The organism is Bacillus yunxiaonensis (assembly GCF_037104695.1).
Classification (GTDB): Bacteria; Bacillota; Bacilli; order Bacillales; family Bacillaceae_G; genus Bacillus_A; species Bacillus_A yunxiaonensis.
Genome location: NZ_JBAWSV010000009.1, coordinates 66,678 through 81,227 on the forward strand (window position 1 = coordinate 66,678; position 14,550 = coordinate 81,227).

A 14,550-nucleotide genomic window follows, 5' to 3' on the forward strand; every position below is an offset into this window, starting at 1 on the left:
TTTCCTCTCTACCCTCTTTGAATAACATATTGTCGCATTGGATTTTCACTAATTGTTAATTCTTCTAATGGCACGTGCTGTTTTCTTAAATTCTCTGTTAAGTCTGTAAAAAAGATTCTCCCAATTTGCTCCATCGTACAATTTTTTCCTGAAAATCTAGGAGAATCATTTAAGCATGTTCCCTGGTATTCATTTAAATACCCTCCAATGACATCTTCAATATGAGCAAAATTTAACTCTTCAGCTCCATCATGTGAAATAAGCAATGTAATTTCCCACGTATGTGGATGTACAGTAGACTTATTTCCATTGATAGATACATAATGTCTTGCATTCAAATAAAAATGTAAACGATATTTTGTAATCATTGCGATTTCTCCTTTAACCATTTTTCAGCATTCGTAAATAATACATTACGAACTGCATAATTTTTAAAAAACTTTCTCCTACTGAAATTACTTTAGAATATTGAAACGAAATATATAATAACACGCATTAATACTAAAAAATCAATTACCAATAAATACTTAACGTTTTTGCGATTATACAGCCTATTTAGCAGCCATCTCCTCCTTTTCCTATCATATTTAACATTTAAAATTTTATTATGATCATATTAAATTAAATGAATTTTGTATAGATACCTTATCATAAAACCTTATACTTCTTGAACACAACAAGTATAATCCTCCTCATTTTAACTATAATTATGAAAACTTCCACAGCTTATCTCCCGCTGATCTTGAAGCGGGAGATAAGCTGTGACATATGCTTTATAGGAGTGAAGGTGTCGAATCTAGATCTCCCTCTATTATCTACACTCTTTTTAACTAGTGAAATGAAGAACAAAAAAACACTATCCGTTCTAACAGATGATATCTCTTCCTATAATAGTTTTTAGACCTCACACTTAAAAATCTCCTTTAAATCAGTACCTTTTGATAATACGTAACTGTAGTTCGCCATGCCACCTATGACCAAACCCTCCGACAATACAAATATATGCAGGACAAATTTAGGAAGCATGGGCTATTGTTTAATGAAAATGAAACACTTTATAATAAGGATATAACTAATCAGAAAAAGGTGACATTCCTACCAATGAAAAATCGTGTTCTGCAATTATTATTCGTTATTGCAATTACAACTGTTATATTAATTCTATTAAACAAATCATCTATATCGTTATATACCTTCGTTGGAACAGTATTCTTTATTACATCTGTTGGTATTGCTTTCATCATCTTTATTGAAAACCGCTCCCCGCAAAGTACGTTAGCTTGGTTTTTAGTATTAGCAATTCTTCCTGTTTTTGGCGTATTTTTGTATGCTTTATTTGGTCGAAGCAGATGGCGCCGAAAAAAACATTTACATCGTGATGAAGAGCGAAGAAAGGTGTTCCGTGAAATTCTAGAAGGAAGTCGATTAAAACAAGAAATACCAGCGTCTCTAAATGAACGCGCTGCCCATTTGGCTACTATCGTTCAAAAATTTGGCGGGGGACCTATCGCTAATGAAACTGCAACAAAATTACTAACAAACGGAGATGAAACATTTACAGAAATTTTGACCTCCATTCAAGAGGCAAAACATCACATTCATATTCAATATTACATTTATCGAGCTGATGAAATTGGAACAAAGATCCGGGATGCTTTAATTGAAAAAGCAAAAGCTGGTGTAATTGTCCGCTTTTTATTTGATGACCTCGGAAGCTCCCAGTTACGAAGCAGCTTTTTGCAACCGATGAAGGACGCAGGAATTGAGGTAGTAGAATTCGAACCTATCCTTTCTCCGTGGCTAATCGAAACCGTCAACTACCGGAATCATCGTAAAATTATTATTATTGATGGAAAAATTGGATTTACAGGCGGATTGAATGTTGGAGATGAATATCTTGGTCGTTCTAAGAAATTTCCAATTTGGCGAGATAGTCATTTAAAACTTGAAGGGAAAGCACTATACAAACTACAAGCCATCTTTCTAGAAGATTGGTTATACGCATGTAGTGGATTAAATAGCTATTCTTGGGAACCTTTCATGAATAGAGAGTATTTTCCGAGGTGGACGGTTAACGCAGAAGGCGCTGTCCAAATTGTCGCAAGCGGTCCGAGTGCAAATGACAAAACAATTCGAAATGCCCTATTAGCGGCTATGACATCCGCAAAACGTTCCATTTGGATTGCAACGCCATACTTTATTCCCGATCAAGAAACGTTAACATTACTACGTTTAAGTGCAATCGCTGGAATTGATATCCGTATTCTATATCCTGGTATAAGCGATAGCGTTATAAGCGATCAAGCTTCTCAATCTTACTTTGCCCCGTTATTAGAAGCAGGCGTTTCTATTTATCGTTATAAAGACGGATTTATGCATGCTAAAATTGTATTAATTGATGAGGAAATTGCAACAATTGGAACAGCGAACATGGACATTCGTAGTTTTGAACTGAATTATGAATTAATCGCTATGTTATATGATTCTTCGACTGTCCTTGATATTAAACGTGATTTCGAACAAGACTTTAAAGATTCCACAGAAATTCGCTGGGAAGTATTTCAAAAGAGAAGCATTCGAAAGAGAATACTTGAATCACTGATGCGACTTATTTCACCACTTTTATAAAGTGAAACTTCCATCAGTGGGGGGCTTTATCCCCCACTGATGGTTAGTTGAACCAATCGGGCTTTTACGGACAGTTATCCCCCACCTATCTTCTTTGTTTCTCTCTAAATTTTGAGGTGGGGGTCTTACTGCCCGTTAATGCGGGATAAGGGAACATCTTCCAAATTGGAAGATGTTTTTTCTTTGCTTCACCTATAAAAACGCGTTATCATAAGAAGTATTGTTTACTTTATGAAAATAATGTTAGGTGGGAAATACATGTTAGAACAATTTCATATACATGAAGGATTAAAGCAACAACTTGTAAATATTCACGAAACAAATAAACATACAGCTGGCAATGCTGCTACTTTAATTGGAACAAAAATGTATAAAGCATCAGATAACAGCATTATTGAAGATGCTATTACTGCATTACTTCTTGGGAAAAACGTTTTATTAAAAGGCCCTACTGGAAGTGGTAAAACCGTTCTTGCGGAAACGCTGTCTTACTTATTCCAAAAGCCAATGCATAGCATTAACTGTTCTGTTGATTTAGATGTAGAAGGTATTTTAGGATACAACACATTAACAACAACAGACGGTGCATCTGAAGTTACTTTCGTTGATGGCCCATTAATGAAAGCAATGAAAAACGGTCACTTCCTTTATATCGACGAAATTAACATGGCAAAACCAGAAACACTTCCTCTTCTTCACGGTGCACTAGACTATCGTAAAATGATTACAAATCCATTCACACAAGAAGTTGTGTACGGTAGTGATGAATATCGTGTAATTGCCGCGATTAACGAAGGCTATGTTGGAACGAGCGAACTAAATGAAGCATTAAAAAATCGCTTTGTTATTATTGAAGTTCCTTATATTCAAGGTGATACATTAAAAGAACTCTTATTAGCAGAATCGAAATTAAAGGAAACAGCAACAATCGAAAAGTTTGTAGCATTCGCAAGTGACTTGATGCCGCTTGCTCGCGATGGCCGTGTAAGTGAAGAAGCTGCAAGTATTCGCGGTATTATCGATGCATGTGATTTAAGTGTATATATTCCAGTAATGCGTGCAATTGAACGAAGCATTATTGCAAAATTAAGCGATGAAACAGAACAAATGACGGTGCGTGAATTAGCAGAAAGTTATTTCTATGAGGGATAATTCATGAGACAAATTTTTAGTGACAAAAAAATCGATGCGTCTCTGTTTCTGCAAATGGAAAATTTAATGTATGCCCTTCTAAAAGAAGAAAATGCATATTTAGAATATGGATATAAAGCATATTATGACGAAATCGAAAATAAAATTGTCATCAGTCATTTTTGGGATGATCGAAGCGAAACTGATAAAGTGGTCGGTTTAAAAAGTGAGGTATATTTAAAAGCTCTCGGCTACAAACATCATTCCGATATGCAACTTATTCGCAACTATGCAAAAGAATTGCAGCAATCACCACTTAAAAATTTTTTAACGCAGTTATTTGTTCTATTAGAAGATTTACGAGTTGAAGAAATTGTTAAACGAGAGCGCCCTGGTACAAAACCAATTTTTGCACGCCGAAAAGAAATGTATCGGAATTATTTCAGCTCACAATACGAAATTAACCGTATTCGTAACTATCATACTGATATGCTCATTTGTTTATGTTACTTAACATTAACAAGCGACAAATACGAAATGTTTAACAACGATTACTTTGAGCATATTGAAGCAATCTTACACGAAACATTTCAAACGCGTACTACAGAAGATACAATGTATATTGTAGAAAAAATTCGCTATCGTTTAGAAGATTTCTTAGAGAACGATATGATTAATAACTACTTTGGCCTTGCGCCGCTCAATACTTCTATCGTTTTTGAAAAAATAGAGGAACGCGTAGATGAATTAGCAAATGACGATGTTCAAATTGTTGATGATGACGATAATAAGAGTAAAATAAATGAAAGTTTTTCAACTTGGCATCGTGAAAATAAAAACAATGAGAATGAAAACTTTTTACGCTTTGAATTAGAGAGCGGTACAAAAACAAATATGATGGGCGATACTGCCCGTGAATCTGAGGATAGTGATCAAGCGCTCGCTTCTGTGCAAGGCACTTCACAAAAAAGTACGCAGTCGAATTTCGACGGTGCGGATACTGAAGATACGAGAGCATCTCATGCTTCTAGCCAAAGTGAAGGTGTGTACGGTAAGTATAACGTCGGTGCATCACATATATTTAAAGAAGCACGAAAGCCTAATCCTGACGAAAAGAAAGACTATCAGGCCATTAAATCTGTCGTTAATAAAGATGTGAAAGAACTAAAGAAAATTATCGAAAAAACGATTGAAAATAAAACAAACGCACATGCTGATAAATACTACGGGAGACTTCGTAAAAAATTCCTGCGTATTTACACAGAAAAACAACCACGTATGTTCTATAAAAAAGGACAAGAATCACAAGAACTTGACGTTGTGTTCCACTTATTAGTTGACTGCTCTGGTTCGATGTATAACAAAATGGAAGAAACGAAAAAAAGCGTTGTTCTTTTCCATGAAGCTTTAAAATCATTAAAAATCCCGCATGCAATTAGTGGGTTTTGGGAAGATGCTTCTAGCGCGACCCCAGAAAACAAACCAAATGTCATTCACGAAGTCGTAACATATCAAAATTCAACGATTCCAAGCATTGGTCCGGAAGTCATGCAACTTCGTGAAGAAGAAGATAATCGCGACGGATACATTATTCGCATCGTTTCAGAAAAGCTTGCGAAACGTCCCGAAAAACATAAATTCCTGCTCGTATTTACAGACGGTGAACCATCTGCATTAGATTATCAACAAGATGGTATTTTAGATACACATGAAGCTGTAAAACTAGCTCGTAAAAGCGGCATAGAAGTCATTGGAATTTTCATTGAAGAAGGCGAAGCAAAAGAAGCAACCTATCAGTTGATGAAAAATATTTATAACCACCACTTCTTAGTGGCGAACCATGCTGAAGATTTACGGTTGAAGATTAAGCCGTTATTGAAAAAGTTATTATTGAAAACAATCGAATAGAAACAGGAGCTGGGTGCAGCTCCTGTTTTTTTTGCTCTTTTTATCCCGCTATTCGCGGGCAATAAGGCCCCCACCGCCGCTGGAAGTTTCACTTTATAGTCCACATTTTTAATATCAAAACAAAATGAAAGGATATCCAAAATTTATAGAAATCTTTTTGGGTATATTAAAAAGGAGCTTTACTCATAGAATGTATTTGAAAGGGTGTTCCATTTGTCTCCCAAAAAAGATGAACAATATACAGATGTTACTGCTGCTGAAGCTCGACATCAATATGTCATTCCTGAGGAACTTCCTGAAGGTCCTTACGGTTCTCCCACTAACAGAAAGCTAGGAAAATCGACACCTTGGGATGAGGATCAAAAAACACATAAAGCATTTAGCTACGAATATGAAAAACAATACGAAGAAACGGAATACCAATACCCAGAAGCGGAAAATATAGACACGCATGAACGAAAGTCTAGATAAAGTGAAACTTTAATCAGTGGGGGTTTTCTTCATCCCCCACTAATTATTAGTTGAACCAATCGGGCTTTTACGGGCAGTTTATCTCCCACCTAACTTCTTTGCTTTCACCGAATTTTGAGATGGGAGTATTACTGCCCGTTAATGCGGGATAAAGTGAGACTCCCATCAGAGCGGGGATTTTCTTCCCCCACAAATAGCGGGATAACGCCTTTAATCGCTGCTAGGCGGCTGGTTTCTTACCTAAATTGAACTTTCACCAGCAAGTAGCCCTCAGCTTAAATGAGTATACTGACAAAAAGAGCCGATTCAATACATTGAATCGGCTTTCTTTCAATTAGCCAAGTACTAACTCAGCTTCTAATTTTTTTTTTAATTTCGCAAGCATATCAGCAGTCATTTTATCTAAATCGTAGTCTGCTTTAAAGCCCCACTCTTCTTTCGCTGCTGTTGCATCGATTGAGTTTGGCCAGCTATCTGCAATCTTTTGACGAGCTGGATCAACTGCGTAATCCATCGTGAATGTTGGAATGTGCTTACGAATAGATGCTGCAATTTGTTCTGGCTCGAAGCTCATTGCTGTAATGTTAAATGCATTGCGATGTTTTAGCTTGCTTGGATCTGCTTCCATTAAAGAAATAATCGCTTGCAGTGCATCTGGCATATACATCATATCCATGTATGTTCCTTCTGCAATGTAAGAAGTGTACGTACCTTTTTTAATTGCTTCATAATAAATTTCAACTGCATAGTCAGTTGTTCCCCCTCCAGGAGGCGCAACATAAGAAATTAAACCTGGGAAGCGTACGCCGCGCGTATCTACACCAAACTTTTGATAGTAATAATCACATAAAAGCTCTCCAGCTACTTTGTTTACCCCATACATCGTAGTTGGACGCTGAATGGTGTCTTGTGGCGTATTATCTTTTGGTGTTGTCGGACCAAATGCACCGATTGAGCTTGGTGTGAAGAACTTACAGTTCAATTCACGAGCCGCTTCTAACGCGTTTACAAGACCACCCATATTTAAGTTCCAAGCAAATAGTGGATTTTTTTCTGCTGTTGCAGAAAGTAATGCTGCTAAATGAATGATTGTATCCACTTCATTACGCTTTGCAATCTCATGTAACTTTTGACCATCTGTTACATCTAGTATTTCAAATGGGCCAGACTTTACAACTTCACTATCTGTTTCACGAATATCTGTTGCGATAATGTTTGATGCACCATATACATCACGAAGTTTCGTTACAAGTTCAGAACCAATTTGGCCTAAAGAACCGGTTACTAGAATTTTTTTCATTTTCCCCACTCCTCATTTGCAAGCTTTCATAGATGCGAATGTGTTAAATAATTCCCATTTCTTTCCCAACTTTTTCATACGTGCGAATTGCTTCATCAAGCATTTCTTTCGTATGTGCTGCTGTTGGCATATTACGAACACGGCCTGTTCCTTTTGCTACAGTTGGGAACACGATTGATTTTGCATATACGCCCTCTTCATTTAGACGCTTACTAAATTGTTGTGTTAATACTTCATCACCAATAATACAAGGTGTGATTGGTGTTTCACTGTCTCCAATGTTAAAACCAAGCTCTTTTAAGCCTTGTTTTAAATAACGACCATTTTCCCATAAACGGTCATGAAGCTCTGTGCTTTCCATTAAAATTTCAATTGATCTCATACATGCTGCTGCATCAGCCGGCGTTAATGCTGTTGAGAATAAGAACGGACGTGAACGAACTTTTAACCAATCGATTAAGTTTTTCTTACCAGCAACATATCCACCAATTACACCAATTGCTTTAGATAATGTACCGATTTGGAAATCTACTCTATCAGATAGTCCAAAATGTTTAACCGTACCAGCACCTTTTCCAAGTACGCCAGAACCGTGCGCATCGTCAACATAAGTCATTAAATCTAGTTCTTCTGCAATTTCAACGATTTCTGGTAATTTTGCTACATCGCCATCCATTGAGAATACACCGTCTGTAATAACCATTAATTTATTGTATAAGCCAGATTCTTTTGCTTCGATTGCTTTTTTACGTAAATCTTCCATATCAGAATGCTTATAAACAATAATTTTTGCTCTTGATAAACGAGAACCATCAATGATTGATGCGTGGTTTAATTCGTCAGAAAGAATCGCGTCATTTTTATCCATAACAGCTGAAATCGCTGCCATATTACAGTTGAAACCAGATTGATATGCGATTGCTGCTTCTGTATGTTTAAACTTTGCAATTGTTTCTTCTAATTTCACATGTAAATCAAGCGTACCATTAATTGTACGAACAGCACCTGCACCAACGCCATATTTATGAATTGCACCAATTGCTGCTTCTTTTAAACGTTCGTCTGTTGCTAAACCAAGGTAGTTGTTTGAAGATAAATTAATATATTCTTTTCCGCCAATTGTAATAACTGGTCCATTAGAACTTTCAAGCGGATCAATAACGTTATAAAGCCCCTTTGATTTCAAATCATCTAGGTTTTCTACTAAAAATTTGTCAAGTGTTTTGCTAGACATCGTGAAACCTCCCTATCGTTCATATAAAGAAAGCATTATCATAATATAGGCAATACTCCCTTTAATAGCTTAACACGTTTCAAAAAAATATTATAGAAAAATAGCTAAAAGTAAACGCTTACAACTAATGATTATATCTTATATAATTACAGAAATCTATTATTATTATTTGGATTTTGCTAGAATAGAAAAAATGCTTTCAAGGAGAGGATACAATGTCTTATACAGAAGCTGACGTTTACAATGAGAACCTATTTTTTGAACAATATATGAAACGTAGACATCGAACCGATAATCCAAACGACACAATTGAAAAGCCCGCTCTCTTACAGTTACTTGGCCATATAAAAGATAAAAGTATTCTTGACCTTGGCTGTGGTGATGCACAATTTGGAGTAGAGCTAATGCAGAAAGGCTGCCAATCTTATACCGGAATTGAAGGCTCTCATCGTATGTATGAAGAAGCTCAAAAGCAATTACAAAATACAAATGGATTTGTCCATCTTTTAAACCTCAAAGACTATACATACCCCGATTCTACTTTTGATATCGTTACATCTAGACTTGTCCTTCACTATATTGAACATATTGAGGATACTTTCAAACAAATTTTTCAAACGTTAAAACCTAGCGGCACTTTTGCCTTTAGTATTCAACACCCGGTTATTACTTCCGCATTTGAAAGCTTACAAACAAGTGGAAAGCGAACTAGCTGGCTTGTTGATGATTATTTTAAAACTGGCAAACGCGTCGAGCCATGGATAAATGAGCAAGTTATTAAATATCATCGTACAATTGAGCAATACTTCCTTTCTTTACAAAATGCTGGTTTCACAATTACTAGTTTACGTGAAGCAACACCAGAGCCTCAGCATTTTCAAAGTGAAGAAGAATATGAACGTAGACTGCGTATTCCTCTGTTTTTATTATTTTCATGTACAAAATGAAGTGAAGCTTTCATCAATGTTTTTTCATCCCTACTTCACAATCTTGAGGCGGAGGGATCTCACTGCCCACGAATAGGGGGATAAAATTGGAAAAAGAATACATCAATGCTCCTTTATTAATGCTGCGAAAAACGATAAAATATACAAAATTAGTGATAATGCTTTAAATACAACTGATGACGTACTGGTTGCTAACTTAATGCCAGATAGCATTGAATAATACTTTACTTTGTAAAATAAAATATCTAGTAAAAAACAACTTCTATACTATAGAAGTTGTTTTTTATTTTGTATTCTTATTCAAAATATGTTATATTTCAAAAGTATATCAGAAAAGTATTCTGTATATCAGAAAAATTATTTTAATTAGAATTTTCTGAATTAGTACACTTTTTTATTCTTTTTGGACAAAAAAGAACACATTTGAAAACGCTTATTTTAAGGTTTTCGGGGAAAAATACAAATTATGACGAGGTTTTTTTAGAATTAACGAAATGTTTTTATTATATTTCCATATAATTCTATTGACTTCTAAATATTTTGTAAATTAAAATGATTACATAAATATCCGTTATACAGGACAGGATTAGGAGGAAAAAATATGGATGCAGCTTTAAAGTTACAAAAAGCTGAAGAACAACAATCACCGAAGAAACATCCTCCGGGATTATACTTGTTGTTCTTAACAGAAATGTGGGAAAGATTCAGCTATTATGGAATGCGTGGACTTTTAGTTCTTTATTTAACAACCGCAGTTGTTAGCGGTGGACTTGGATTTGACAAAGCTTTTGCAGTGCAATTATACGGAACTTTTACAGCTTTAGTATATTTCACACCGATTTTTGGTGGATGGTTAACTGACCACTTTATCCCAAGACGTCTTGCAATCACTCTTGGTGGTATTATTATGGCAGCTGGTAACTTTGTATTATTTTCAATGAATACAAAAACTGGACTCTTTTTAGGATTAGGATTATTAGTTATTGGTAATGGATTCTTCAAACCAAATATCTCTACCCTATTAGGTGAACTATACGGTGAAAATGATTCACGCCGTGACAGTGCTTTCACAATCTTTTACATGGGTATCAACGTAGGAGCTTTCTTTGCACCACTTGTTTGTGGTTTCCTAGCAGAAGATTTCTTTAAAACAAGCGTTAACGGCACTATGGTAATGGGATACAAATATGGCTTCCTAGCTGCTTGTATCGGTATGATTATCGGTCAGATTTTCTTTAACCTATTAGCTCCTCGTTACCTTGGTAAAGCAGGAACAACAGTTGTAGGTAAAAAATCAACAGACAAAAGCGCAAAAGTAGTTGAGAAAAAACCTTTAACAAAACAAGAAAAGAACCGTACTTGGGCAATCATCATTTTAACTTGCTTCGTTGTTTTCTTCTGGGCAGGTTTTGAACAAGCCGGTAGTTCTTTAACTCTTTATACAGATAAATTCGTTGATCGTACTATTTTCGGATGGGAAATTCCAACATCTTGGTTCCAATCTGTTAACCCATTATTTATCGTTTTATTAGCACCACTTGTTTCTATGTTATGGGCAAAACTTTCTAAAACAAAAAATGGTGATTTAAAAATCCCGACAAAAATGGCACTTGGTATGATTTTGTTAGGAATCGGTTACCTTGTATTAACATTAGCAGTTCTAAAAACAGGTAGTGATGAAGCTCATATTGTTACAAAAGCTAACTTACTATTTATTGTTTTCACATACCTATTCCATACAATTGGTGAGCTATTCCTATCACCAATCGGTCTCTCTATGGTAAGTAAAATTGCTCCTGTAAAATTAGCATCTCTATTAATGGGAGTATGGTTAGCAGGTTCTGGTATGGCAAACTATCTAGCTGGTGCACTAGCTTCCTTCACACAGTCTTTAGGCTACTTAGAAGTATTTGCAAGCATCGGTATTATCGTTATGGTACTCGGTTTAGTACTTCTTATGTTCTCTAAAATGATTTCACGTATGATGGAATAAATGAAAAAGCGGAGAAATTTCTCCGCTTTTTTTAATGCTCTTCTAATGCTGTAATATCTACTTGTACTGTTTCATGTGGTGTTTTTATATCGTGTACATTAGCAAGTCCACTTGCCTCATCACAGCTTTCAATCCAGACAGGCACACCGTGATATGTAACGTCAATTCTACTTGATGATGATAAAATTTGTTTTGCTCGCGTTATATCCACTATTGGTCCCTCCTTATTCTTTATTACATTCTTTTTTATATTGCCATGTCTGGATGAATTTTATCCCATTTATCCTCCTTCACTTCTATAACCTAACTTCACAAAAAAAAGGGCATGTACAAATACATACCCTTTTTTTCCATAATATCCAAATTTTAAGAAAATAATGTTTTTACAACTTCACTTACTTTATCACTGTGAACTTGATAATATACTTCTAAACCACGTCTTTCAAAACGTACGACTTTATTTTGCTTTAACTTTGTTAAATGCTGTGATACTGTAGATTGCGGAATTTCTAATACTTCCTGTAGCTGTGTTACGTTACAAGTTCCACGCTGCATAAGCTCCATTACAAGACGAAGACGAAGCGGATGAGCTAGCGCTCGCAACATTTGTACATCCTCTTCTGAAATACGACACTCAAATTGATTTGGACACATACTTTCCCCTCATTTTTTCTTTTTATTTTTCTATTTGTACACGTTTATTTTTATATTTCTTCCTATTATTAAATTTTATACTGAATAATTTCTAACAATAAAAACTACCTTCCCCCTTTATATAAAGAGAAAATTCTCTTTTTGATGTTTGAATATTATACTATACGACTCTGACAAAAAGCAAAGTATCTCTAATCATGTTCATTGCTTTCCAAAACTATTTTCTCAATACTTTTGTTATATTTTTTACACCTTACTTTTTCTATATTGGATCCCACTAGTAATCGTTCTCCTCAATTAGGCACGTATAAGACATATCCCCTATCTCTTTAACTCCTGAAGAGGGACCTTACTGTCCACGAATAGCAGGATAAAATATAAAAAACCAAAGAATATATAAGCACCACATAGCATACCCTATTCATGCACGCTTTTTACTGTATACTGATTCTCTTTTAATGTTTCCAATTTTTTCATAAAATGTAGCAGATTTTTTACAGTTCAAGGTTCTATGGAATAATTATACTTTTCCACGTTGACAATAGTGTTGAAGGAGACTATACTAACAATGTAAGTTGATTGTGAATGATTTCACAAATAAATGTGAATAGCTTCACAAATTATATATAGGAGATGTCGCAATTATGAGTACATGGACACAGATTTATGACCCATTACACAACATTTGGCTATCAGCACTTGTAGCCGCTCTACCAATTTTATTTTTCATACTATGTTTAACAGTGTTTAAAATCAAAGGATACTTGTCTGGACTTTATAGTGTTATTTTAGCTATTATTCTTTCTATATTTGTCTATAAGATGCCAGCAACTATGGCTGTATCATCCGCTGCCTTTGGTGTAGCTGCCGGGTTTTATCCAATTTGTACAATTGTTATCGCAGCAATTTTTCTTTACAAACTAACTGTAAAAACTGAGCAATTTAACGTCATTCGTGATAGCATTTCTAGCATTACAAACGACCCTCGTCTTCAAGTATTACTAATCGCTTATTCTTTCGGTGCTTTCTTAGAAGGTGCAGCAGGTTTCGGTGTACCAGTCGCTATTACAGCAGCATTACTTGTAGGTATGGGCTTTGATCCATTAAAAGCAGCTGGTATTTGTTTAGTTGCCAATATTGCCGGTGGTGCGATGGGAGCAATGGGTATTCCAGTTACAGTACCTGCTCAATTAACACAACTAGATCCATTAATTGTTGGCCATCAAACTGTAACATTATTACCTTTCATTAGCTTTGTATTACCATTCTTACTGGTTGCAATCGTCGATGGTTTTAAAGGAATTAAAGAGACTTGGCAAGGTATTCTTGTAAGCGGCGGTTCTTTCGCTCTTACTCAATTCGTTGTAACATATTTCCTTGGCGCAGAACTTACTGATATTTTCGCAGCTGTTGTCAGCATGATTGCATTAGCATTATTCTTACGTGTATGGCAGCCAAAATCTTCAGAAAAAAGTAAAACAAAACAAAAACAGACAGAAAAACATAGTTATACTATGAAACAAATTTTATATGCTTGGTCACCATTTGCATTCTTAACTATATTTGTAACAATTTTCAACTTAAAAGCAGTAAAAGTCTTATTCGCTCCAAATGGTACATTAAGTAACTTAGTATGGAATATTCAAGTACCTGGTCTGCACAATCACGTGATTAAAACAGCGCCAATCGTTAAAGCAAATACACCGTTTCCAGCAATCTTTAAGTTAGATGTATTCTCATCAACAACTACTGCAATTGTCCTTGCAATTATTGTATCTTTACTTGTATTCCGTGTAAGCGGTAAGTTAGTAAAAGAATTAACTGTTGAAACATTAAAAGAGTTAAAAGCACCAATTTATACAATCTGTAGTGTAATTGCATTAGCATATGTAACAAATTATTCTGGTATGTCTTCAACTCTTGGACTAGCCTTTTCATCTACTGGAAATGCATTTCCAATCTTATCTCCAATCTTAGGTTGGATCGGCGTATTCATAACTGGTTCTGTAGTATCCAGCGGCTCTCTATTTGCACCTCTTCAAGCTGTTACAGCCGCTCAATTAGATATCAACCCTTCTACTCTTGTTGCCTTAAACGTAGTAGGCGGCACAATGGCAAAAATGGTATCACCACAATCAGTTGCTGTAGCTTGTGCGGCAGTTGGAATAGTTGGTAAAGAATCAGAGCTATTTAAAATGACAATGAAATACAGCTTAATCTTCTTATTAATTATTAGCTTACTTCAACTGAACGCTGTGTTCCATATTTTCTAATATAAAAGGCT

General features: G+C 35.4%; 12 protein-coding genes. 7 read left to right on the forward strand and 5 right to left on the reverse strand.

The window, feature by feature from the left end; translation table 11 throughout:
* Positions 1-8: 8 nt before the first annotated feature.
* Positions 9-368 (reverse strand): 6-carboxytetrahydropterin synthase, encoded by a 360-nt coding sequence (locus WAX78_RS21150; protein WP_336484003.1) that lies wholly within the window; start codon positions 366-368, stop codon positions 9-11.
* A gap of 733 nt (positions 369-1,101) precedes the next feature.
* Between WAX78_RS21150 and WAX78_RS21155 the strand changes: the two genes are divergently transcribed.
* The 4 genes from WAX78_RS21155 to WAX78_RS21170 all read left to right on the forward strand — a co-directional run bounded on the left by WAX78_RS21155 (position 1,102) and on the right by WAX78_RS21170 (position 6,138).
* Positions 1,102-2,628, forward strand: coding sequence for a cardiolipin synthase (locus tag WAX78_RS21155; RefSeq protein WP_336484004.1), 1,527 nt, complete (start codon positions 1,102-1,104; stop codon positions 2,626-2,628).
* Between the two features lie 258 nt (positions 2,629-2,886).
* Complete coding sequence (locus tag WAX78_RS21160) at positions 2,887-3,780, forward strand: ATP-binding protein (protein WP_336484005.1); 894 nt, start codon at positions 2,887-2,889, stop codon at positions 3,778-3,780.
* Positions 3,781-3,783: 3 nt separating this feature from the next.
* Positions 3,784-5,667 carry a vWA domain-containing protein gene (locus tag WAX78_RS21165; protein ID WP_336484006.1) on the forward strand — a complete coding sequence of 628 codons (1,884 nt, stop codon included), beginning with the start codon at positions 3,784-3,786 and terminating at the stop codon, positions 5,665-5,667.
* A 213-nt stretch (positions 5,668-5,880) separates the two neighbouring features.
* Complete coding sequence (locus WAX78_RS21170; RefSeq protein WP_336484007.1) at positions 5,881-6,138, forward strand: hypothetical protein; 258 nt, start codon at positions 5,881-5,883, stop codon at positions 6,136-6,138.
* Between the two features lie 334 nt (positions 6,139-6,472).
* Here WAX78_RS21170 and WAX78_RS21175 read toward each other — a convergent pair whose 3' ends face one another.
* Both WAX78_RS21175 and WAX78_RS21180 read right to left on the reverse strand, forming a co-directional pair.
* Positions 6,473-7,447: an L-threonine 3-dehydrogenase gene (locus WAX78_RS21175; protein WP_336484009.1), complete on the reverse strand. Its 975-nt coding sequence runs from the start codon at positions 7,445-7,447 to the stop codon at positions 6,473-6,475.
* Between the two features lie 34 nt (positions 7,448-7,481).
* Positions 7,482-8,672, reverse strand: coding sequence for a glycine C-acetyltransferase (locus tag WAX78_RS21180; RefSeq protein ID WP_336484010.1), 1,191 nt, complete (start codon positions 8,670-8,672; stop codon positions 7,482-7,484).
* 215 nt (positions 8,673-8,887) lie between these two features.
* On the opposite strand from WAX78_RS21180, the gene WAX78_RS21185 reads away from it, so the two are divergent.
* Both WAX78_RS21185 and WAX78_RS21190 read left to right on the forward strand, forming a co-directional pair.
* Positions 8,888-9,619 (forward strand): class I SAM-dependent DNA methyltransferase, encoded by a 732-nt coding sequence (locus tag WAX78_RS21185; protein ID WP_336484012.1) that lies wholly within the window; start codon positions 8,888-8,890, stop codon positions 9,617-9,619.
* Between the two features lie 601 nt (positions 9,620-10,220).
* On the forward strand, positions 10,221-11,612 hold the full coding sequence (locus tag WAX78_RS21190) for a peptide MFS transporter (RefSeq protein ID WP_336484014.1): 1,392 nt from the start codon (positions 10,221-10,223) through the stop codon (positions 11,610-11,612).
* 31 nt (positions 11,613-11,643) lie between these two features.
* Here WAX78_RS21190 and WAX78_RS21195 read toward each other — a convergent pair whose 3' ends face one another.
* Both WAX78_RS21195 and WAX78_RS21200 read right to left on the reverse strand, forming a co-directional pair.
* Positions 11,644-11,823 carry an acid-soluble spore protein H gene (locus tag WAX78_RS21195; RefSeq protein WP_336484015.1) on the reverse strand — a complete coding sequence of 60 codons (180 nt, stop codon included), beginning with the start codon at positions 11,821-11,823 and terminating at the stop codon, positions 11,644-11,646.
* Between the two features lie 155 nt (positions 11,824-11,978).
* On the reverse strand, positions 11,979-12,266 hold the full coding sequence (locus WAX78_RS21200; RefSeq protein ID WP_336484016.1) for an ArsR/SmtB family transcription factor: 288 nt from the start codon (positions 12,264-12,266) through the stop codon (positions 11,979-11,981).
* Between the two features lie 644 nt (positions 12,267-12,910).
* On the opposite strand from WAX78_RS21200, the gene WAX78_RS21205 reads away from it, so the two are divergent.
* Positions 12,911-14,539 carry an L-lactate permease gene (locus tag WAX78_RS21205; protein WP_336484018.1) on the forward strand — a complete coding sequence of 543 codons (1,629 nt, stop codon included), beginning with the start codon at positions 12,911-12,913 and terminating at the stop codon, positions 14,537-14,539.
* The last annotated feature ends 11 nt before the right edge of the window (positions 14,540-14,550 follow it).